Annotated in this window: 26 protein-coding genes; 20 read left to right on the forward strand and 6 right to left on the reverse strand. The window is 60.5% G+C overall.

Annotation, left to right across the window (positions count from 1 at the left end; all coding sequences use genetic code 11):
* Positions 1 to 7 precede the first annotated feature (7 nt).
* From ACILSO_RS14715 to ACILSO_RS14805, 19 genes are all read left to right on the forward strand, one after another.
* Positions 8 to 490 (forward strand): hypothetical protein, encoded by a 483-nt coding sequence (locus ACILSO_RS14715; protein ID WP_395738184.1) that lies wholly within the window; start codon positions 8 to 10, stop codon positions 488 to 490.
* Between the two features lie 47 nt (positions 491 to 537).
* Positions 538 to 834, forward strand: a complete 297-nt coding sequence (locus tag ACILSO_RS14720; protein WP_395738185.1) for a DUF1330 domain-containing protein — start codon at positions 538 to 540, stop codon at positions 832 to 834.
* A 34-nt stretch (positions 835 to 868) separates the two neighbouring features.
* Positions 869 to 1,159, forward strand: coding sequence for a hypothetical protein (locus ACILSO_RS14725; RefSeq protein ID WP_395738186.1), 291 nt, complete (start codon positions 869 to 871; stop codon positions 1,157 to 1,159).
* 94 nt (positions 1,160 to 1,253) lie between these two features.
* Positions 1,254 to 1,493 carry a hypothetical protein gene (locus ACILSO_RS14730; protein ID WP_395738187.1) on the forward strand — a complete coding sequence of 80 codons (240 nt, stop codon included), beginning with the start codon at positions 1,254 to 1,256 and terminating at the stop codon, positions 1,491 to 1,493.
* Positions 1,456 to 1,917 carry a hypothetical protein gene (locus ACILSO_RS14735; RefSeq protein WP_395738188.1) on the forward strand — a complete coding sequence of 154 codons (462 nt, stop codon included), beginning with the start codon at positions 1,456 to 1,458 and terminating at the stop codon, positions 1,915 to 1,917. The genes ACILSO_RS14730 and ACILSO_RS14735 overlap by 38 nt, the downstream gene beginning before the upstream one ends.
* Positions 1,918 to 2,027: 110 nt before the next feature.
* Positions 2,028 to 2,687 (forward strand): hypothetical protein, encoded by a 660-nt coding sequence (locus tag ACILSO_RS14740; protein ID WP_395738189.1) that lies wholly within the window; start codon positions 2,028 to 2,030, stop codon positions 2,685 to 2,687.
* 156 nt (positions 2,688 to 2,843) lie between these two features.
* Positions 2,844 to 3,362 carry a hypothetical protein gene (locus ACILSO_RS14745; protein WP_395738190.1) on the forward strand — a complete coding sequence of 173 codons (519 nt, stop codon included), beginning with the start codon at positions 2,844 to 2,846 and terminating at the stop codon, positions 3,360 to 3,362.
* 136 nt (positions 3,363 to 3,498) lie between these two features.
* Positions 3,499 to 3,879: a hypothetical protein gene (locus tag ACILSO_RS14750; RefSeq protein ID WP_395738191.1), complete on the forward strand. Its 381-nt coding sequence runs from the start codon at positions 3,499 to 3,501 to the stop codon at positions 3,877 to 3,879.
* Between the two features lie 75 nt (positions 3,880 to 3,954).
* A complete protein-coding gene (locus ACILSO_RS14755) occupies positions 3,955 to 4,869 on the forward strand; it encodes an alpha/beta hydrolase (RefSeq protein ID WP_395738192.1) in 915 nt (304 codons plus the stop codon).
* Between the two features lie 25 nt (positions 4,870 to 4,894).
* Positions 4,895 to 5,206, forward strand: a complete 312-nt coding sequence (locus ACILSO_RS14760) for a hypothetical protein (RefSeq protein WP_395738193.1) — start codon at positions 4,895 to 4,897, stop codon at positions 5,204 to 5,206.
* On the forward strand, positions 5,203 to 5,637 hold the full coding sequence (locus ACILSO_RS14765; RefSeq protein WP_395738194.1) for a hypothetical protein: 435 nt from the start codon (positions 5,203 to 5,205) through the stop codon (positions 5,635 to 5,637). Before ACILSO_RS14760 ends, ACILSO_RS14765 begins: the two co-directional genes overlap by 4 nt.
* 77 nt (positions 5,638 to 5,714) lie before the next feature.
* Positions 5,715 to 6,254, forward strand: coding sequence for a hypothetical protein (locus tag ACILSO_RS14770; RefSeq protein ID WP_395738195.1), 540 nt, complete (start codon positions 5,715 to 5,717; stop codon positions 6,252 to 6,254).
* Between the two features lie 89 nt (positions 6,255 to 6,343).
* A complete protein-coding gene (locus ACILSO_RS14775) occupies positions 6,344 to 6,853 on the forward strand; it encodes a hypothetical protein (protein WP_395738196.1) in 510 nt (169 codons plus the stop codon).
* Between the two features lie 118 nt (positions 6,854 to 6,971).
* Positions 6,972 to 7,400, forward strand: coding sequence for a hypothetical protein (locus tag ACILSO_RS14780; protein ID WP_395738197.1), 429 nt, complete (start codon positions 6,972 to 6,974; stop codon positions 7,398 to 7,400).
* A 14-nt stretch (positions 7,401 to 7,414) separates the two neighbouring features.
* Positions 7,415 to 7,738 carry a hypothetical protein gene (locus ACILSO_RS14785; RefSeq protein ID WP_395738220.1) on the forward strand — a complete coding sequence of 108 codons (324 nt, stop codon included), beginning with the start codon at positions 7,415 to 7,417 and terminating at the stop codon, positions 7,736 to 7,738.
* Position 7,739: 1 nt separating this feature from the next.
* Positions 7,740 to 8,075, forward strand: coding sequence for a hypothetical protein (locus ACILSO_RS14790; protein ID WP_395738198.1), 336 nt, complete (start codon positions 7,740 to 7,742; stop codon positions 8,073 to 8,075).
* Between the two features lie 138 nt (positions 8,076 to 8,213).
* Positions 8,214 to 8,501, forward strand: a complete 288-nt coding sequence (locus ACILSO_RS14795; protein ID WP_395738199.1) for a hypothetical protein — start codon at positions 8,214 to 8,216, stop codon at positions 8,499 to 8,501.
* A gap of 115 nt (positions 8,502 to 8,616) precedes the next feature.
* Positions 8,617 to 9,087, forward strand: coding sequence for a hypothetical protein (locus ACILSO_RS14800; protein WP_395738200.1), 471 nt, complete (start codon positions 8,617 to 8,619; stop codon positions 9,085 to 9,087).
* The gene (locus ACILSO_RS14805) at positions 9,084 to 9,407 is read left to right on the forward strand and encodes a hypothetical protein (RefSeq protein ID WP_395738201.1); all 324 of its coding nucleotides are present in this window, start codon (positions 9,084 to 9,086) and stop codon (positions 9,405 to 9,407) included. The genes ACILSO_RS14800 and ACILSO_RS14805 overlap by 4 nt, the downstream gene beginning before the upstream one ends.
* Before the next feature lie 25 nt (positions 9,408 to 9,432).
* Here ACILSO_RS14805 and ACILSO_RS14810 read toward each other — a convergent pair whose 3' ends face one another.
* The 5 genes from ACILSO_RS14810 to ACILSO_RS14830 all read right to left on the reverse strand — a co-directional run bounded on the left by ACILSO_RS14810 (position 9,433) and on the right by ACILSO_RS14830 (position 15,005).
* On the reverse strand, positions 9,433 to 10,440 hold the full coding sequence (locus ACILSO_RS14810; RefSeq protein WP_395738202.1) for a sialidase family protein: 1,008 nt from the start codon (positions 10,438 to 10,440) through the stop codon (positions 9,433 to 9,435).
* A 69-nt stretch (positions 10,441 to 10,509) separates the two neighbouring features.
* On the reverse strand, positions 10,510 to 10,995 hold the full coding sequence (locus ACILSO_RS14815; RefSeq protein ID WP_395738203.1) for a DUF2059 domain-containing protein: 486 nt from the start codon (positions 10,993 to 10,995) through the stop codon (positions 10,510 to 10,512).
* A gap of 183 nt (positions 10,996 to 11,178) precedes the next feature.
* A complete protein-coding gene (locus ACILSO_RS14820; protein ID WP_395738204.1) occupies positions 11,179 to 11,913 on the reverse strand; it encodes a hypothetical protein in 735 nt (244 codons plus the stop codon).
* A 356-nt stretch (positions 11,914 to 12,269) separates the two neighbouring features.
* On the reverse strand, positions 12,270 to 14,417 hold the full coding sequence (locus ACILSO_RS14825) for a TonB-dependent receptor family protein (RefSeq protein WP_395738205.1): 2,148 nt from the start codon (positions 14,415 to 14,417) through the stop codon (positions 12,270 to 12,272).
* A 177-nt stretch (positions 14,418 to 14,594) separates the two neighbouring features.
* Entirely contained in the window at positions 14,595 to 15,005 is a 411-nt protein-coding gene (locus tag ACILSO_RS14830) for a hypothetical protein (protein ID WP_395738206.1), read from the reverse strand.
* A gap of 106 nt (positions 15,006 to 15,111) precedes the next feature.
* Between ACILSO_RS14830 and ACILSO_RS14835 the strand changes: the two genes are divergently transcribed.
* Positions 15,112 to 15,804, forward strand: coding sequence for a hypothetical protein (locus tag ACILSO_RS14835; RefSeq protein WP_395738207.1), 693 nt, complete (start codon positions 15,112 to 15,114; stop codon positions 15,802 to 15,804).
* A 59-nt stretch (positions 15,805 to 15,863) separates the two neighbouring features.
* On the opposite strand, the gene ACILSO_RS14840 is transcribed toward ACILSO_RS14835, so the two are convergent.
* A complete protein-coding gene (locus ACILSO_RS14840) occupies positions 15,864 to 18,710 on the reverse strand; it encodes a hypothetical protein (protein ID WP_395738208.1) in 2,847 nt (948 codons plus the stop codon).
* Between the last annotated feature and the right edge of the window lie 2 nt (positions 18,711 to 18,712).

Raw genomic sequence — 18,712 nt, forward strand, 5'->3', positions numbered from 1 at the left:
ACGGACCATGGAACCTGTCTATCATTTCACCGGAGACCTGGAAGTGGACTGGAAGGCCCTGGTTCCTCTATGGCAGCAAAGCGAATGCGTCATGTCCGGAGAAGTGGGGCCGACCTGGCGCATGCCACCCCAGCACAAGGTGTGCTTGGAATTCGCCGAGCAGTATCCCGATTCCAAAGCCTTCCTCATCGCGCAGCTCTCAGACTCCGATCCACGCCTCACCGCCTATGCTTTCAAAATCCTGATCCGCATTTGCGAACTGAGGCCCGCGGACATCTCTCCTGCCGTGGCGGCACGCTCCGATGAGATCACCGTCATCATGCACAGCCGAGGCGACACTCAAACCCTGCAGGATTTCTTCGCCGGCTATTTTGATTCCTGCGATCATGATTCCCTCATGGAGGACGACGAGCGTTCGATGAGCTGGCAGGACAATGAACTGGCCGAATATGATCGGAGCACCCGCCGCAGCGGCCAGGCTCCCGAATGAAGAAGAGAAATGTTCTGCTCTGCAAACGCAAACACCCCCCCCACCCCATGCCAGCCTACATCATCGGACGCGTCCAAGTCACCGACTGGATACGCTACGCGGAGTACATGAAGCTCACGCCCGCCATCATCGCGCAATACGGCGGCCGCTTTGTGGCACGCGGTGGCGAGTCGATGACGCTGGAAGGACCGGAGGAGACCAATCGCGTGGTCATTCTCGAATTTCCCACCTATGAGGCCGCGCAGCAGTTCTTCCATTCGGATGAATACCGCCACGCCAGAACCCTGCGCGAAGGTGCCGCGAATGCGCAGTTCTATGCGATTGATGGGGTGCCCGTGGCATGACAGCCGCGTGAAGAAATGAGGGCAGGTTGAAACAATGAGCACCTCCCCCAATGCCGGCGGCCCGCACGATGGTCCATTCCAGCGAGGCCATGGGTATCGCGTGAAAAAGACCTTCGCCGCACTTCGAGATTCATTCACCGAAGGCGAAGTCCTGATCTTCCAGGACAGCGCCTACTCCCGCTACGACAGCATCACCGGCTACTTCTTCCGCCAGACCGGCAAAGGTGGACTCCGTGTCTGGGATGTCGATGACGATGCGGAAGACGGTCTGTGGAGACAGTTCTTTGACGAAATCCCCGCTGATTCGTCGCTACAAAGAGAATGAAGCGTGCCCTGTGATTCCATCGCCGCCGCGTTAGGCTGCCTGAAACTCCGCCCTTGCACCCTGCCCACCTTCGCACAGCCTATCCGCGACTGCCATGACCTACCACGAATTCAAATCCGCCATCCAGCAGCATCTCCGGCGCAGCCGCGCGGGCACCACGTGGGTGGAGCTGCGGGACAAGCTGGGCCTGCCCTACGAGCGCCCCTGCCCGGAGTGGACACGCCGCCTTGAAGAGGACATCGGACTGGTGCGGAGCAAGGGCGCGGGACGGGCACTCGTGTGGGGGCTGAAACGGAATGCTTCTTTCAAATCCTCAACGCAGCAGGCACATTGATCTGAGAGAAGCCCAAGCCATCAGACCACCTATGACACTGCCAAAAGAGTTTTGGGACAAGCTGCCGCTCAGGCGCGACGAGGAATTGCGTGAGATGCTGCGAAATCCTGCCGGATACCAGCCAGAAGCGATCGCAGCTGCTCAAGCAGAGTGGGAGCGGCGGGGGTTGCCTCCGGAAAGAGTGGCAGATCTTGAACTCAAAGATCGTGCCGAGGCATTGATCGCGCAGGAGCCGCTTTCGTGGGCCGGACGTTTGTTTGCGTTCATGTTTGCACTGACACTCTGGCCCATCATCTGCGCTTTGTACTACAGCGGCCGGGGCTACAAGAGAAAGGCGCGGGAGTTCTTGCTGTCAGCAGCTGCCTGCATCGTGACTCTCTTTGTTCTCGGTGTTTTGTTCTCCGTTTTGAAGCTGGGACAATGAACCTTCTGCCCGGTGAGATCTTCAAGTCAGTGTCAGCCGACCTGGCACGTCGGCATCAAAGCTCCACTCCCCACCTCATTTTGCGAACCTTCAGGCAATAACCACCGGTGATGTCACTTCTGCAAAAACATCCGCTGCTTTCCGGCCTTGTCATCGGCACCCTGCTGTCGATTTTGCTGACCGTGGCCTGCCCGGCAGAGGTGATGAAGCCAGGCGATTCGCGGGCGCTGATTGCAGCAGTGGGCTTGATCGTTCTTGTTCCACTCAGCATCCTGACCGTTTACGCGGCGCGCTCGGCCTTGCGTGTTGTCAAAGAGGAGCCGCGGATGCGGGTGGCCTGGCTGTTCTTTGCAGCAACGATGGTTATCTTTTGCGCGGTCGGAACATGGTTTCAATGGAAGGAGTCGCGCCGCTATCTGGCGGAAGGACGCAGCGTGATGGGGAAGGTGCTTGAAATGCATCCTGAAGATCACGACACCCTCGTCGTCGGCTACACGGCAGAGGGCATGAGCTTTCGTGTGCGCACGCATGCTCCGCGCGTGGCGCGCAGCTATCATTCTGACGAACCCATCCAGGTTTACTACCACGCCTCAGCACCGGGCCAGGGCTTTTGCGATGAGCCGCGATGGGAGCCATCGATGGCAGTCTTTTCATGCGTGGTAGGCGCAGGCCTGTTGCCGCTATGGCTGATCGGGTGTTCTGGACCGATGGTGGTGCGAGTCCGGGCGGCCGTACGGCGGACTCCCTCCGCGCCGGCAGTCCGTTTGTGAAAACACGCCCTCTCTCCATCGGCCCTCTGCTTTCCACCCGAAGCGCAGGCCGCAGTACACTTCGACCCCAAGGCATCGTGATGCTGGAGCGTGGTGTGTGGGCAAGGCCATGAAGCTCCTCCATTTCCACCCTCATGCCGACTTGAGCTTTGCTGCATGAAACCCAAGTTCATCCTTCTCTCGCTCATCGGGACGCTCCTGGTGGGAAGCATGCTGTGGCTCGTCCTGAGGTCCGGCCCGTCGATACACTTCGTGGGGTTTCATGAGGGAGAATACGGACGGCTCGCCACCTTCCGGATCGCGAACGACACCGACGATTCCTTTTCCTACTATGGCGAAGGGCTCTCCGCTCCGCATTACAGCTACAGGATCGCGGAGCCTTCCGGCTGGAAAACTCACAGCCTGGGCTGGTGCGGCACCGGTGCCGGATTGCACACGCTTGCGCCGCATTCGGCGACCGAGATTCAGGTGTCCATTCCTCATTACAATGCACCGGAACCACCGCTACCCTTTGCTGTGGGCATCTATTTCGAACGCGGCACCGCCGCGCAGCTGTACGCCCGCCCTCGAAGGTCCAGCCTCTTCATCCAGCTCATCAGTCTTTTGCGCGAAAAGATCAATTCATCCTCGCACGGCGATCCGGATCCCACCTGGAGCGACGTCGCACATCCGTGACGCGCGAGCTGAGCAGACAGCGGTGGGCGGGTGCAGGCACTCCAAGTTCGTGCATGCCTGAGCATCCACTCTCCGCCTCATTTTGTAGTCGCTGCGCAGCGCGAAATCCCTACCATCGTCGCAACTCGCTCCTCGCATGGACTTCCTCGACCTCTTCTTTCCTCAGCAGGCGCAGGCCAGTCATCTGCGCGACCTCGCGGAGGCTTCCCAGCGTCAAAACGCGGCCTTTCAGCGGGAAAGGTTTCGGCAGCAGCGGCAGCAGCGCGAGGAAGACTCGCGCGTGGCCGAGGTGGAGCAGCGCATCGCGCAGCTGGAGCGCGATATCGGTCAGGCAGGACTCGTGATCGAGGCCCTGCTTGAACTTCTCGAAGAATCCCAAACCTTGAACCGCCAGCTCGTCGCCGAACGCACCACCGCCATCGATGCGCGCGACGGCACCGTCGATGGCCGGCGCACGCCACCCAAGAAAGAGCCGTGGAGCCCCAGGCGTAAGTGGCCGGGGCCTCGGGAGGGATAATCACCAGCGCGATGTGTCTGCCGACCTCACATCGAATGAATGAACAGATGAATGTCATGCGTCATTGACTGCTTCATGACATCTCATACCCGCCTCTTCCTCACTGCGTGCCTCCTCGGCATGTCCGCAGCCTCCGTGTGCACAGGCGCAGAGAAGAAAGCCGTGGCAAAAGAAGGTGCAGCGCCAGCGACACCTGCGTCTGCACCGCAGATCGCCCAGGTGGAGCCGCGCATCTGGTCCTGCGAATTCAAGAGCGCCGCGCTCAGCGGTGTGGCCATGCGCTTCCTCGTCGTTCTGCCACCGGGCGCAGAGCTCACCTCCGCGCCGTTGCCGGTGCTCTATTTTCTGCATGGCCGTGGCCGCCATGAGCGCACGCTTTTGGAAAATCCCCTCACGCGCGAGCGCGTCCTTGCCGCGAAGTGCGCCGTGGTGCTGCCACGCGGGCGGGACGGCTGGTATGTGAACTCTCCCGTCACACCCACAGACCGCTACGCGGATTATGTGGATGAAGTCATCGCCCTGGCGGAAAAACATTTTCCAGTGAGCCGCACGGCCGCGCAGCGCGCCCTCGGCGGCTGGTCCATGGGTGGCTATGGCGCCATGTACACCGCCTGCCGTCGTCCCGCCGACTTCGCCGCCGTGGCATCGCTCATTGGCATTCTCGATTTCCCGCGCCCGCAGATCGCCGAGGAAGGTCAGAACTACGCCGTGCCCCCGCGCTTCGGCACCGATCCCCAATTCTGGCGCACGGTCGATCCGCGCCTCCTGCTGCCACGCCTGCAAGCCCTGCCACTCTTCGTGGCCTATGCCGACCACGCGGCCGAGCGCCAGATGAACGAAGCCTTTCTGGCCGATGCCAAGGCGCTGAAGATGTCCGTGGAAATCATGCGCCTCAGCGGCGGCCACACCTTTCCCATGGTGGAGCAGTCGCTGCCCGCAGCCTTCGACTTTTTGGAAAGCAAGATCCTCAAAACAGTCGCCAGTCCTTGAGCAGTAACCTTCTTTCCAGCTCCGCATGCAGCGCATCATCACCGCTCATCCATCCGCCACCACCATGAAGACAAAACCCACCACCGACCTCGCCTACTGGCTTTCTCTCTTCATCGGCCCGCTGTCCGGCCCCTTTGTGTTCAAAGCGGCGGCGCTGCCCGGTTTCCCCACGCTGCAGTTCTCCCACTTTCTCATCATCATCTGCTATGGGGTCGGTGCCATCGCACTGAGCCAGATCCTCCTGAGAAAGCTGCTGCGCACCTTCGGCGGACCCGGTGTCACTCCGGACGCCACCACGCTGGCTCCGCTGGGCGGCACGCCTTCGCACACACCATGACGGCCACGATTATTCAGCAGCCCGCGCTGCGACTGATCACCGCCCGCTCCGCGAAGTTCCCGGAAGGCAATCGCGCCGCCTTCCGTGCTCTGGAGGCGCACCTCAAAAGCCTGAAGGGCCGCAAATTCTACGGCCTCGTCTATGAGACGGAGACAGGCCTGGACTACCACGCCGGACTCGTGCCGGACAATGAAATCGAGGAGCGCCGCTTCGCTGCCCTCGGCTTTCCCATCACCGAGATCGCCGCCGGCCCCTGCGCACGGGTGAAGATGCTCGACTGGTCATCCAAGACCGACCAGATCGGCCCCTCCTTCGGAGCCATGATCCAGCAGCACGGCATCGATCCCTCACGTCCGCAGATGGAGTACTACCGCAGCTTTACCGAGCTGCACCTGCTGCTGCCCGTTCCACGCAGAGAGCAGTCGGCCTGAGGTAAAGTGTGGCATGATGTGGCATTTTCTGTAGATTCATGAAACCGCACGCACGAGGCAGCAAACTGGATCACTTCATGAAAAAACGACTTCTTATTCTGACGATGAGCATTCTCTCCTCATTCGCCCTGGCGGGCACACCGTATGAGCATGTGCAGACGGGCATCTCTCTCCCGGAAACTCTCGGCGGGCTGGCACGCGGTGAGGTCACTCCCTACGAAGCGGCGCCGGGTGAAGCAGGCGTGGCGGTCCCCTACGATGATGAACAGGTGGAGGTGACCGTCTTCATCCGGCAGATCGACCCAAAGAAGACCACGTCAGCCGCCGCCCTGGTGGAGGAGAGCCTGGAAGCGGTGAAGCAGCTCGAAAAAACAGGCACCTACGCCAACGTCAAATTTTACCAGCCCACCGCCGAGAATGAAACCGCTGGCTGGTCCAGGGGTGCCTACACAGCCCAGGCTCAAGGTGTCATCCTCATGTCGTTCATCTATGCAAAGATCCAGGGCGGCTACGCGATCAAGGCCCGCATCACCACTTCCAATCCCAAGAGCGAATCCATCCCGAAATTCATCGGCGAATTCCAAAAAATCGTCAACGAGGCGAAGCCCAAAAACTGAGCCCGAAGGATGCCCGAGGCCTGCCCAGGCCATGCCTGCCATCGCATTGGGCCTGTACGCTGCCAGAAATAAAACCCCAAGCTCCAGCCATGCCACTCTTCGAAACCTTCCAGGACCTCTTCGATGAAGATGCCGAATCTCCCATGGAACCATGGACCATCAGCGAGCAGCTCATGGCCTTGCTTTATGAGCGCGTGAACTCAAAAAATGACTTTGATGCCTGGCCTGAACCGCCCAGGTTTTACTATGCGTGCCTGGAGATGGAGTATCAGGTGGGCAACGGCGGCTTTGCGCAGGCAGCCTACAATGTCCCGCATCTTTTCAGCGTCGCCATTCAGGGGCATGAGGCCGTGGGAAACACGTATCAGACAGGCATCCTCCGGGAGGCCAGCAAGCACCTGCCCCGGGAGCGGCAGATGCACGCGGACAAAGGGCTGCTGGACAGCCCGGACCTCCAGGAAGTCTTCGATCACTTCGCAGACTCCGACTTTTCCACCTTCGACGGCGTGACCTCTAACGCCGCCTGGTGGAGTGGCGAAGAACTGCACGACTACGCGCGGAAAAATCGCGCATCCTTCATCCAGCTCGATGCGGCATGAAGCGGAGTGTCAAAGGTCGGCTGTCGCGCATGTCAGACACGGTTTATCGAGAACCACTGAGCATTGTTCAGCCTTCTCTCTGGAATGTGACTACAGCCCGTCATTTTGTCCGCATACCATGACCGTCGTGACCCCCGAGTTTATTGAGGGCATCATCCGTAGCGAGTCGTTTACGCTGGCGCAGGCACGCGCTCGGGCGGGGACGGCATGTCCGAAAAATCAGGCGCACTGGGAAAAGTTTTCCACCTGGACTCTCATCTGCGAAGAGGTGCTGGATACCGAGCACGATGCCGACTGGTATGACGACGTTCTTGCCGAGCTGACACGCCGAGGCTTCAGCCACGAGCAGATCAATCGCATGCGCATCTTTGCCTGGCAGACTGCAGGCTGGCTTAATTTTGACATGATGCTCTGGGAGTGGGTCTCGATGGATGAGAAACACATCCGCAGGGCGCTCGACTGGCAGCTCGAGAAGCGCCTCATTTCGCCGCTGCAACATACAGACCGGGTTTACTACATCGAAAATCCGTCCCTCATTCCCGCATGAGCGAACACCTGCCTATGAAAAAACTAAGCCACAGCTTCAGCGGTGCCTTGCGGACCTTCGCCTACTTCATGTCCAGCGGCACGCACTACATGCTGGAAGGCATCGACTACCTCTCCTTGTACGGCAGCGATCCCAGCGCCCTGGAGATGGCCTACGCGATCTTTGCGAACGTGCTGGAACTCGATGACCAAGGCCAGGTGCTGAACGCCCAGCATGCGCAGAAACGCGCCACCGACTACCTCCGCTCCTACTGCGATCCCACCTTCAAAGTGGATCCTCCTTTTGAAGACTGGGAAATGGAGCTGCACACACCGCCGCCGCTGAGGGATTTGATCTGATATGGCATGGCCCAAAAAAGGAACTCGCAGGCTGGTCATCGATGGCAGCGAATGGCTGTACCACTACGATGCGCATTGCGAGCTTTGCAGTGCCGACTGCGTCACCGTGGGTCAGCCGGAACAGCCGCATTACCTGTTTCTGGACACCTACTCCCTCCATTTCGACCACACACCCCGGCACACGGTGGATGCCATCCGCTGGGCGACTGCTGCCGGATGGTCGCCCACGTCAGGACCTGATCGCGGACTCACAGCAGTGAAGAATGGCTTTGAGTGGCTGCCGCCCGGACATCGGCATGCCAGTGATGCTTTGCAGCGGCCTTCGGATGAGTGGTGAAAGCTGCGGCATGGACAAATTCTACAGCTCGTTGGCATTGCATAGCATCCGGCATCTCGAATGACGCTGGTGGCAAACTCACGGATATACCAGCTGTTCAGTGCTCATTTTCTTTCATCCTTTCAGACTCACCACGCCATGGGACCAACCGCCGAAGTCATCACCGCAGAGCCGATCACCGATCAGCAGCTCCTCGACATCGATGATATGATCACCAAGCTTGCGGCCAAATTCATCCGTACTCGCAAAGGCCGTGTGTGGAGCCTCTGGATTGACGAGCGCCCCATCCATCTATCCGTCACCGAACCCGGCGTTTTGGTGATGGCGGCCGGTTTGCATTCGCCGCAGGATTATGACATTCTGCGCCAGCTTGGCCAGCGCCTGGCGGATCTCGTTGGCGGGCTGGCGTCGGAGCCGATCAAATAGAGTCTGCGCACTTCATGCAGGGCGTTGTGCCCACAGCATCTGACAAATCGAATCCCACTCGACAAAAACCAGCCGTCCTTGAATACTCCAGCAGGCCCAGGCCTTCTTCCTCCTCATGAGCTCCGATGCATTCAACATCTTTGAGCGGATCGTGATGTCGGAGGTGGATGAGTATCATGGACAGCGGGCTCCGCGCATGGAAGTCCGCCGCCGCTCCATCCCCACGGAGACCCTGAAGCGCCTGTTCAGCGGATGCTCGGACGCGCCTCGTTTTCCCGTCAGCGAACTACTGAACGGAAAGGACGAGGGGACGGATCTCGTGGCTTTCTTCACGCTCGATCCTCTGGCAAACCGCGTGGAGCGCGATGTCGCTGAGCTGTTGTTTTCACGTTATTCTCGCCGGGAGCGGGATTCGCAGCGTCGTGCGACCTTCAGTTTTTCCATGCCCGTGCCTGTCCAGGGCGCCTATCTTTGTTACTATTGGGCAAACTTTGGATTCCTTGCCGGGCATGAATCGCTATGCAGATTTGAAGGCAGCATTGAGTCGCCCACGTCGTTGGAGTTTCTTCTTCTTGGCATGTCATGAAAAGAGTCCCCGACATCCTTTCCAATCTCGCATGCCCTCATTGCCACAAGCCTTCGACTCTTGAAGAAGTGCTGGAAGGGTCTCGCTTGTCGTGGCCTGCACAACGATGGCTGTATTTCTTCTGCCCGGCGTGCGAACAGCCGTCCCATGTCGAGGTGTCAGAATCGCAAGTGCGCATCGGGACGCTCGATGGTGTGCCGGGTCCCTGTTTCATCCCAGATACCAGCATGAGCGTGCGGGATTTGCGGGTCACATCCAGCGAGCGCGGCATCGAGCTTCGCTACGCGGGCAGAGTTTGGTTTGTGCAGGCCCGCCAATGACGGGCCCGCTCCGCATGGACAAGACTCACTTCACCTTCACCCGCGCATAATAAATCGCGGTTTTGCCTTCGTGGCTGGAGTGGTACGTCACGTGCAGCAGATCATCGTGCCAGTACAAACCTGCGTAGGCGCAGTCACCGGCGCTTGGCAGCTCCAAAATTGGTGTGAGGCTGGTGGGGGTCATGGCGAAGAGGACCATGTGGGGGCCGGGGGTGGCGCCGAAGCCGCGGGAGGCGGCGATGATTTTGCCGTCGGGGAGTTCGATGAAATTGGGGCCGCCGAGGGGGAGGCCGGTGGCGGCCCAGGTCCACTCGCGGTAGGGGGCTTTCGCGGTGCCGATCACGCCTTTGCGGTCGCCGCCGTTGCGGGACACGAGGGCCAGGGCCGTGCCGTCTTTGAGGAAGCGCAGGGTGGTTTCCCCGGGCTGGCCCGGCACTTTCATGATGGAGGAGAGCTGCCACACGCTGCCGTCCGTGCTGGCGTAGGTCTTGAGCGACCACTCGGCTTCGGGCGCGGGGCCGCCGGAGTTCGGGTGGATGTTGAAGCTCGCGCCGTAAAAGCGTTTGTCCGCAGGATTGATGGTGGCGCGCCAGAGCCAGTCGCCCTTCGTCAGCAGCTTTTGCCGCGGGGTCCAGACCTTCCCGTCCATGCTGGTGGAGTAGCGCGGCTGGCGGCCCTCCGTGGGGGAGACGCCTTCGCACAGGAGGTAGAGGCGCTTGTCATCCGGCGTGATGATCAGCTTGGGATCGCGCAGGTCGGTGCCGGCGTCGTTCAGGGTGACGTTTTCCACCCAGGTCTTGCCGCTGGCGGAAATGAGGGTGCGGATGGTGCCCTCCCCTTTGGTCGCAGACTCCGCCTCGCGGAAGCAGCAGTAAAACAGGTTCTGAAACCGCGTCAGGTCCGTGAAGCCGTTGTGCGCGGCTTTGTCCCAGATTTTTTCCACGGAGACCAGCTCCGCCGCCGGTGCCTGCGCGTACGTGCAGGGCGTGAGCAGGGAGCTGATGGCCAGGGTGAGGAGGATGCGGGAGGTCATGGTGAGTTCCATTCGTACGCGGGGACTCTCCCGGCATTTCAAAAAGAAGAGCGGCCTGCTGCGTTCGGATTACTTCGTCATTTCGTCCTGCACGATCTTCATGATCTCAGGCAGGATGCCCTGCATCTTGCTCTGCGTGCGCTTCATGGCCTCGCTGACCATGATCACCTGCTTGGACACCAGCATCTGCCCGGTGGGCGAGTCCATCATGGCGGTGATGTCGTTCACTTCCTTCTCGGAGAAAACCTTGGCATAGGCCTCCATCATCTCGCCCTTCATCTGCGCCCAGCCCATCATCTCCATCAGCTTGATCTTCACCTTGGCGATGGCGGCGTTGAATTTGTCCTGCTGCTCCTGCGGCAGAGATTTGATCTGGTCTCCGCTCATGCCCAGGCCGGACTCAAATCCGGCCACGAGGGAGGCCTCATACTGCTGGTCCATCTTCATGACGGCGAACATTTTTTCCAGCGCGGCAGCGTGGGAGGGCGCTACTTCCGCCTGGGCGGAGCAGAGGGAAAAGAAGCAGGTGGCGGCGAGGATGAAGAGTTTTTTCATAGGGTGATGAGGCATACGTCTAGCGCATCCGAATCAAAGGGTGAAGGACCAAATCGCCATCCTACGAAAAAATCACCATCGCCGCCGAGACCTGCGCCGTCCACGCCCCCTGCCACACGCTCACCTGCGCTGGCAGTGGCGCCCCTGCCTCGCTCCGCTCCCTGCGCGGCGCTCCACCACGTTTCACTTTTTCTTCGGCCTCGTGGCAAAGAACAGCATGATGCCCAGGCAGGCCACCAGAAACACCCCGATGTTCACCACGGTCAGCACCAGGTCGCGCGTGTCCTTGTTTGGGATGAAGCCCAGCTTGTGGAAGTTGGTGAAGATGTTCGCCTCAAACTGCCGCTGCCTGTCGGTGTGCCGCGTCATGCTGCCCGTGGTGGTCGAGACGTAGACGCGCGTCTCCAGCGCATCGCCCGCATCAAAGCGATACACGGGCAGCACGCGGAAGATGTTGATGTACTCGCTGTTAAAATTCGTGAGGTAGTCCGTTTTTTTCACGCTGGCTCCGCCGAGAAACTTGGACGCGATCTCCGCCGCGTAGGCCTCATCCATGGCGGGGTCCACACGGCCGTCCACCGCGCTGACGTAGCGCGGGCCGTTGGAGGTGGTGGTGAAGATTTTCTGCGTGGGCGGCGCCTTGACGAAAATCTGGTACCAAGGCTGCCCGCCGATCCCGCGCAGGTTCACCGCCAGCACCTCCGGCTTGTCATCGCCCAGCTTTGCCACCGCCTCCGCCACGCTGAGCTTGATCGCATTCACATCCATCCCCCCGCCCGAGGGCTTCACCGGCGGAGGCGGCGCCTGCGTGCGCGTCATCACATTATGCAGCACCCCGCTTCCCGAGGCGATGAGTACGGAGACGCTGAAGGCCAGCCCGAGCCAGCGGTGGAGTTTGCGGATGAGGCGGGAGTTCATGGGGGGGAGAGAGGGTGAGACAATGAGACAGGGAGACGAGCAGAGTGGTAGAGGAGAGATGGAGAAGTGGAGAGATGTTTTTCAGTGCGTCAGCGTCGTCTGATTTGGGTTTTGGCAGGATTGCATTCTGGAATCTTTTACCACCCATCTTTTACCAGCATTCCGGATTCACCAGTCGTGCCTGTCGAGGCTCTGCGGTGGAGTTTGAGGTGGGGGGCTGTGATTCGGTGCGGGAGGTTTTTTTGCGCTGGTAAAAGATGGACGGTAAAAGATTTTCCAGACTGTGTTTTGGGGAGCGTGGAAAAGGGGTGGCGCAGGGCTGCGTGTCAGCGCCCTGCGCCAGGAGTGCTCATGCGTCACCACTTCCACTCGATTCCGCCGTAAAAGCTGCGGCCGTCTCCGGGAAGAAACACGGCGTTGCTGCCCGGCGTGGTGGCATTGGTCACCACGTTCACCGTGGGGCTGTAGATCTCGTTCGTGAGGTTGCGCGCCTCCACGTAGAAGGACAGGCCCCTCTTGGTGCGATAGCCGAACTTCATGCCCAGCAGCGCATACGGATCCGCAAAGGTCGAGCGTGCCAGGTCGGCGGCGTAGCTGAAGGGAGACCACTCCAGCGTCGGGCCCGCGTAGAAGCCGCTCGGGTGCTGGTAGAGCATCTGTGCGCGGTAGTACACCGGCGCAAAGCCCGGCATCAGGCGGTCGCCATACGCCGCGCTCTTGCTGAAGCGGAAGTCATTCCACAGCAGGTTCTGGTTCAGCACCAGGCGGTCGGAGGAGACAGCCACGTTGCGCAGCAGGTCCACATTCAGTCCGAACTCGATGCCCTGGTGGATCGTCTTGCCTGCATTCACGGTGGTGGTGGGAGTCAGGATGGGGGAGCCCAGCGCCAGCAGTTCGCGCTCCACCCACGCATAGTAGTAGCTGAAGTCCCAGCTCACACGCTCGCGCTGCCCGCGTGTGCCCAGCTCCAGCGTCGTCGCCGTCTGCGGCTTCAGCGGCAGCAGGCCGTTGCCTGCCGGTGTGGCCTCACCCAGCGTCGGCGGTTCAAAGCTCCGGCTCGCATTGAAGTAGATCTGCGTCTTCGGGTCCGCCTCATACAGCAGGCCCAGCTTCGGGCTGAAACCCCAGGCCTCGATGCGGTCGCTGTTGTTGATCAGGTTTGGCAGTCCGGTGAACTGCCCGGGCGGATTCACGCCGCCAAACGTCTGCAGCTCGTCCAGCTCACGCGAGGCATAGGCCACCTGCGCACCCGCCACCAGCGAGAGCTTGTCCGTCAGGTGCAGCTTGTCCTGGAAGTAGAAGCTGAAATTCGTCGCCTGCAGCCGGTAGGCCCCCACCTGCGCCCCACGTGCGCCGTTGATGTTAAAGAAGCGGTTGTCGTTCGTGCCGCCGTACATGAAGTTCGTGCCCACCGTGAAGGTGTTCTCGCGCCCCAGCAGCGTCCCCTTGTGATCATAGCGCAGGTCAAAGCCCAGGTCATTGCTCAGCTGGTCGATTACCTGGAAGATCGGATGGTTCAGATCCTTCCATGACCAGAAGGCGCTGAAGGTCAGCGTATTGCTGTCGCCATCCGTGTACGTCAGCTTGTTGGCCAGTCGGAAGAGCCGGTAGTTGCGCTCCTGATAGCCCGCGCCGCCAGGCACGGTCGGGATGAAGGAACCCGGCGCCGCCTGCTGCGGATTGGCCAGCATCTGCGCCTTCGTCAAATTGCCCGGCAGCTGCGAATTGCTGTCCACATAGGTGATGTAAACGCGGTTCTCCAGATTCGGGCTGATCTTCGTGCCGATGTTCGCAAACACGCGGAAGCTCTCCTGCTTACTCCAGTCGCGGAAGCCGTCTGTGTGCGAAGCCGTGATGCTCACATACACATCCGTGTTTCCGCTCACAAAGCCGGAGGAAATCTGCCCGCGATAGGTGTTGAAGCTGCCCACCTCCATCCGTGCCTGCGAAGCCGGAGCCGTGTAGCCCGTATTTGAGATGAAGTTGATCGCTCCCCCCAGCGTCGCGGAGCCATACTGCAGTGCATTCGCCCCGCGGAAGACCTCCACGTAGTTCGCCGTCAGCGGCTCGATCGCCTGCATGTCAAAGCTCCCGTCCGCCAGGTTCAGCGGCATGCCATCCTGCATCATCCAGATGCCACGCCCGTGGAAGGTGCGCTGCAAGCCGCTGCCACGAATGGCGATGCGCGACTCCTCCGCGCCAAAGCGCGACTGCACCAGCACCCCCGGCGAGAAATCCAGCGCGTCCTTCAGCGTGGACGCACGCCCCCGCTTGTAAAACTCTGCATCCACCACGTTCGCGCCTCCCGCCGTGTTTTGCGCGATCTGCTCCTGCCGCGCCTCCAGGCTCGGCACCGTGAGAGAGCGCGATCCCTTCTCCGCAGTGATGACGACTTCTTTGAGCTCCGTCGCCGGGGGTTCAGATTTCTGGTTGGGACTGGTAGTTTGTGCCAGCGCCGCAGCGCCGGTCAGGGATAGAAAAAGCAGGGTGCAAAAGGGTTTCATGATGGCAATGAAAAAAGGGAACGGGAAAAGAACGGGAGAGGTCGGAAAAGGCGGCCGCGTGCATAGGCGTGGCGGCGGCATCACCATGCGCACAGGGCGCAGGCCGGACATCCGGGTCCGGCGCATTGGCATTCGGGAGAAAAGAGCGGCACCTTGGGGAAAGGCCGCTCCACAGGCTCAGGCCAGCGCGCGTCTGGGCGGCGGCGTCTCCGGCATCTCGTTTCGTTTCACCATTCTCTCGCGAATCATCGCGAATGAAATCGTCTCTCCCGCGGGCGCAACCAGCGTCGTCATCTCCACCAGCACCGCATTGATCTTTTGCAGCGACTGCCCAGCCTGCTGCTGCTGCCCGCCCTTGGAGTTCTGGCCTTCCTTCACCTTTTTGCAAAGTGCGCAGCCATGCTGCCCGTCAAAGGTCTTCTGCACCGCCTCCATCACCGCGCCTTCCTTCGCAAAGGAGATGAACATTCCTGTCCACGCGATGCCCTGCAGCAGCACCCAGTGCGCACCCAGCGAAAGGCAGATCGCCCCCACGACCACCAGCCGCGCGATTCGCGGCAGCAGCGATGACTTGGGTCGGGACGACATGCCCGCGAGTATGTGTAGTTGAGTGCGTGGTGTCAACCCTCTTGCCTCACCCCGCGATTCATCTTGAAACCACGGCAGAGAATTTTGTATGCTTTGTTTTTATACCATGAAAAGCCGCCTCCTGTTTCTCTTCGCTTTCGGCATCCAGTGTCTTCTTTTGCATGCTCAAACGGTGCCCGCTGAGATGGAGCGCCTGCAGACCGCCTATGAGGCTGCCCGCGAACGCGTCACCCGCCCGCTGGATGAAAAGTATCTCGCAGAACTCGTCAAACTGCAGGACACCTACACCAAGGCCGCCAAGCTCGAGGAGGCCCTGGTCATCGCCAATGAGATCAAAGGCATGAAGGAGCGCCTCGGTCTCGCTGGCAAATCCAAGACCTCATCCAGGACTGTTTCGACTTCCTCTTCGTCCTCCTCATCCGGCTCGCAGGAAACCATCGTTACCATTCCTGCCAATGATCCCAATGGGCGCCGCATCGGCGCCGTGAAAAAAGGAGACACCATCACCCTCGAATACGTGACCGGAAAATGGAAAAGCAAGGGCGGCATCGCCACCGAGAATCCTGACGACCCCAAAGCCAGTTACAAAGACGATGACCGCCTCGTCATCGCAGAGCCTGCGGATGACAAAGGCGTGCCCGGCAAGGTCCTCGCCATCGTCACTCCCGAGACCACGCTCAAGCCCTTCACCTACCTCGTCCAAACCTCCCGGCCCGAGGTCGTCCTGCGCATCAACACCAACAGCGATCGCAAAGAAAACCCCGGCGAAGTGACCTACAAGCTCAAGGTCAGCCATTAGGCCAGTTTTCGAAGAGGGAGTGATTTGGGTTGGAGGGCGCAGCGGCCCTCACACCTCCCTCACTTCAAATTCTCAAACCACGCCAGCAGATCCAAAATCTGCTCCGCCTTCAGCGAGTTCAGCAGCCCCGGCGGCATCGGCGAAATCTCCGACACACTGCGCTCCTTGATCATCGCCTTCGCGATCTCCGTCTTCTCCGCCGCCAGCGGATTCGTCTTCAGCACCACGCGTTCATCGTCCTCGCTCTCCAGGCTGCCGGTGATCGTTTTCCCATCGCTCGTCTTCACCGTCACGTAGCGGAACTTCTCATCGATGAACTTCGACGGATTCAAAATGTGATCCAGCAGATCGCGTCGATTGAAGCGCGCCGAGACCTGCACCAGATCCGGCCCAAACACCCCCGCCGGCAGCGTCGCGTCATTGCTCACGCGATGGCAGAACACACACTGCGCGCGGATCAGCGCATCCTTCGCGCTCTCGCGGTTGCGCGTCTTCGCATCCATCTTTGCCAGCAGCGGCGTCAGATCATCGAGCGTCCAGTTCTTGAACGAATGCCCCGGCAGCGCATGCGCGGAAAGCACCGTCGGCTTCGCCGGCGAGATCACCGCCGCCAGCTCCTTCGCCTCCTCCGGCTTCAGCGCCGCCGCCAGCTCGCTGCGCGTGTCGCTGATCGCTTTAAAGAAAGTCGAGGCCCCGTTCATCTTCTCCGCCTTGTTCAGCGCCTCAAACACCACACGCCTCTGCTCCAGCGTCCAGCCCTCTTTAAGATAGCGCAGCATGAAGGGGAAATACAGCAGGTCCTCCGAAGTCGTCGCCGCTTGGAGCAGCGGCATCGTTTTCTCAATGACCGTCGGCGATTTCAGATAGACAAGGAGGCGGCAGAGCTCGCGGTTTTGCAGTCCATCATCCGAGGGATAAGCAGCCCAGGTGCTGAGTTGTTTCAGGTGCGCCTCATCGGGTGCCCCCTGCCGCGCGATGGCGACGGCAATCACACGCAGCGCATCAAGCGTGGGCTTCGGCGCTGCTCTCATCACTGCATCCAGAATGGCCGGGAGGTCTTTTTTCTCCCCGGTCCGCGCGAGAGCTAGAAGAGCATGCATGCTCTTCCCCGCCGAGGCACGTTCTCTCCACAGGGCGGGATCGGATTTTTCCAGGTCCAGACGCGCGGCATTGGTCACAAACCGATCAGGTGATTCAATGCCTTGAAAGGTGAAGGAGAGGTCCGGTGTCCAGCCTCCTTCCACGCTTCGTTCGCGTATCGTGTCTGCTTGCAGCTCAGGGCCGGAGGAGTGGCGTAAGAGGCGGTTGGGCATCGGAGAAAAATAGGGTTTCTTGCCAGCCCAGGACACCCGATAAAGTCCGCTCTGAGTCCCTCGCCCTCCCGTGATGAACCACATGGCGCCGTCCGGCCCGATGCAACCGTCGGTGACATTCAGCGGTCTGCCCGTCACAAAATCTGCCTGCATCGCCGTGTAGGCCGCGCCATCGGATTTGCAAAAAGCCACTTGGATGATGCGCCCATAGCTCCAGTCCAGCAGGTACAGCACACGACGATAAGAATCTGGAAACTCCGCCTCATACCCAAAGAAAATCCCCGTTGGCGAAGACAGCCCAATATCGATCACACTCGGCAGAGTGTCCGCATACCACGCTGGAAACCGCCCCGTACCACGCCGCCACCCATAATCACCCCCAGGCACGATCTGCAGCACCCGCGTCGGCATATACCACGGCGTGCCCACATCCCGCTCCATGTCCGCATCAAAGGTAAACAGATCGCCCCGACTGTTAAACGCGATATCCAGCGGATTGCGCAGCCCGCCCGCGATCAGCGTCACCTTGCTCCCATCCGGCTTCACTTTCAGGATGTGCCCCGCAGGCAGCTCCACATTGCCATCAAACATGCTGCCATCCCATGGATTCGGAATCAGCTGGTCGGGAGCGTAGTTTTTCAGCGGCGAGTCCGGATCCAAATTCTTTGGCAGCAGCACGTTGTTGCCATGCGCCACGTAGATGTCGCCATCGGGGCCGAGCTTGATGTGATTGCGCCCATGTCCCACACCACCCTCCGTGCGCATCAGCTCCTGGCGTTTTTCAAACACGCCATCCCCGTCCGCATCCGTCAGTCGGTACAGCGCCTTCGAGTTGTTCGCGTTCGCAAACAGCGAGCCATGCGCATACAGCAGCCCTCGGCACTCCAGCAGCTCGTCATCGATCATCTCCACCTTCTGCTCGCCGCTGCCGCTCAGCGTCAGGCGTAGCAGGCCCTTCTTCTCCTTCCCCAGCGTGATGCGCCCCTGCGGATCAAACGCCATGGACACCCACGAATCCTCCCCTGGCTGCGCCGAGCGGATCAGCTCCGCTTTGAAACCCGGCGGCACCGTTAGCGTCGCGGCATCCGTCGCCTGATTCTGCGCGCCCGGTTTCGCCAGCTGCCAGGAGTTGTAGGCATCAAAAGTCTTCTTCAGATCAAACGGGTTCTTCACCGCGTCCGCATCCGTCGCCCCTGCCACCACCGCATTCTGCCACGAGTCATCGGTCACGATCCAGCGCACCGCCGCCAGGTCGCCATTCAGTTCCAGCAGCGCCGCCGCCTTCGCCTTGCCCGGCACCCGCAGGCCGAGAGTGTGCTCCTTGCCATCGCCCAGTTCTCGCGTCAGGTCCGTGCCACTCGCCGTCTCCGCCGCTTTCACCGTGGCGATTGTGTTGCCATCCAGCACGATCTCCACCGCCGCATCTCCAGCGGTCAGCAGCACCGCTTTCAGCAGCTTGCCCTCGTGCTTCACCTTCTGCGTGAACGTCGCTCCTCCATCATTCGCCGCCAGCCATTGCGGCACCGGTGGTCGGTTGGCCATTTGGGCGAAAGCACTTGCGGACAGCAGCAGAAACAAAAGGCAGCGTGGCATGG

Origin of the sequence: Prosthecobacter sp., assembly GCF_044226605.1 — a bacterium.
Classification (GTDB): domain Bacteria; phylum Verrucomicrobiota; class Verrucomicrobiia; order Verrucomicrobiales; family Verrucomicrobiaceae; genus Prosthecobacter.

Coding starts and splice junctions, on each gene's coding strand:
- ACILSO_RS14715 (WP_395738184.1), top strand. CDS start 8: ATGGAACCTGTCTATCATTTCACCGGAGACCTGGAAGTGGACTGGAAG.
- ACILSO_RS14720 (WP_395738185.1), top strand. CDS start 538: ATGCCAGCCTACATCATCGGACGCGTCCAAGTCACCGACTGGATACGC.
- ACILSO_RS14725 (WP_395738186.1), top strand. CDS start 869: ATGAGCACCTCCCCCAATGCCGGCGGCCCGCACGATGGTCCATTCCAG.
- ACILSO_RS14730 (WP_395738187.1), top strand. CDS start 1,254: ATGACCTACCACGAATTCAAATCCGCCATCCAGCAGCATCTCCGGCGC.
- ACILSO_RS14735 (WP_395738188.1), top strand. CDS start 1,456: ATGCTTCTTTCAAATCCTCAACGCAGCAGGCACATTGATCTGAGAGAA.
- ACILSO_RS14740 (WP_395738189.1), top strand. CDS start 2,028: ATGTCACTTCTGCAAAAACATCCGCTGCTTTCCGGCCTTGTCATCGGC.
- ACILSO_RS14745 (WP_395738190.1), top strand. CDS start 2,844: ATGAAACCCAAGTTCATCCTTCTCTCGCTCATCGGGACGCTCCTGGTG.
- ACILSO_RS14750 (WP_395738191.1), top strand. CDS start 3,499: ATGGACTTCCTCGACCTCTTCTTTCCTCAGCAGGCGCAGGCCAGTCAT.
- ACILSO_RS14755 (WP_395738192.1), top strand. CDS start 3,955: ATGACATCTCATACCCGCCTCTTCCTCACTGCGTGCCTCCTCGGCATG.
- ACILSO_RS14760 (WP_395738193.1), top strand. CDS start 4,895: ATGCAGCGCATCATCACCGCTCATCCATCCGCCACCACCATGAAGACA.
- ACILSO_RS14765 (WP_395738194.1), top strand. CDS start 5,203: ATGACGGCCACGATTATTCAGCAGCCCGCGCTGCGACTGATCACCGCC.
- ACILSO_RS14770 (WP_395738195.1), top strand. CDS start 5,715: ATGAAAAAACGACTTCTTATTCTGACGATGAGCATTCTCTCCTCATTC.
- ACILSO_RS14775 (WP_395738196.1), top strand. CDS start 6,344: ATGCCACTCTTCGAAACCTTCCAGGACCTCTTCGATGAAGATGCCGAA.
- ACILSO_RS14780 (WP_395738197.1), top strand. CDS start 6,972: ATGACCGTCGTGACCCCCGAGTTTATTGAGGGCATCATCCGTAGCGAG.
- ACILSO_RS14785 (WP_395738220.1), top strand. CDS start 7,415: ATGAAAAAACTAAGCCACAGCTTCAGCGGTGCCTTGCGGACCTTCGCC.
- ACILSO_RS14790 (WP_395738198.1), top strand. CDS start 7,740: ATGGCATGGCCCAAAAAAGGAACTCGCAGGCTGGTCATCGATGGCAGC.
- ACILSO_RS14795 (WP_395738199.1), top strand. CDS start 8,214: ATGGGACCAACCGCCGAAGTCATCACCGCAGAGCCGATCACCGATCAG.
- ACILSO_RS14800 (WP_395738200.1), top strand. CDS start 8,617: ATGAGCTCCGATGCATTCAACATCTTTGAGCGGATCGTGATGTCGGAG.
- ACILSO_RS14805 (WP_395738201.1), top strand. CDS start 9,084: ATGAAAAGAGTCCCCGACATCCTTTCCAATCTCGCATGCCCTCATTGC.
- ACILSO_RS14810 (WP_395738202.1), bottom strand. CDS start 10,440: ATGACCTCCCGCATCCTCCTCACCCTGGCCATCAGCTCCCTGCTCACG.
- ACILSO_RS14815 (WP_395738203.1), bottom strand. CDS start 10,995: ATGAAAAAACTCTTCATCCTCGCCGCCACCTGCTTCTTTTCCCTCTGC.
- ACILSO_RS14820 (WP_395738204.1), bottom strand. CDS start 11,913: ATGAACTCCCGCCTCATCCGCAAACTCCACCGCTGGCTCGGGCTGGCC.
- ACILSO_RS14825 (WP_395738205.1), bottom strand. CDS start 14,417: ATGAAACCCTTTTGCACCCTGCTTTTTCTATCCCTGACCGGCGCTGCG.
- ACILSO_RS14830 (WP_395738206.1), bottom strand. CDS start 15,005: ATGTCGTCCCGACCCAAGTCATCGCTGCTGCCGCGAATCGCGCGGCTG.
- ACILSO_RS14835 (WP_395738207.1), top strand. CDS start 15,112: ATGAAAAGCCGCCTCCTGTTTCTCTTCGCTTTCGGCATCCAGTGTCTT.
- ACILSO_RS14840 (WP_395738208.1), bottom strand. CDS start 18,710: ATGCCACGCTGCCTTTTGTTTCTGCTGCTGTCCGCAAGTGCTTTCGCC.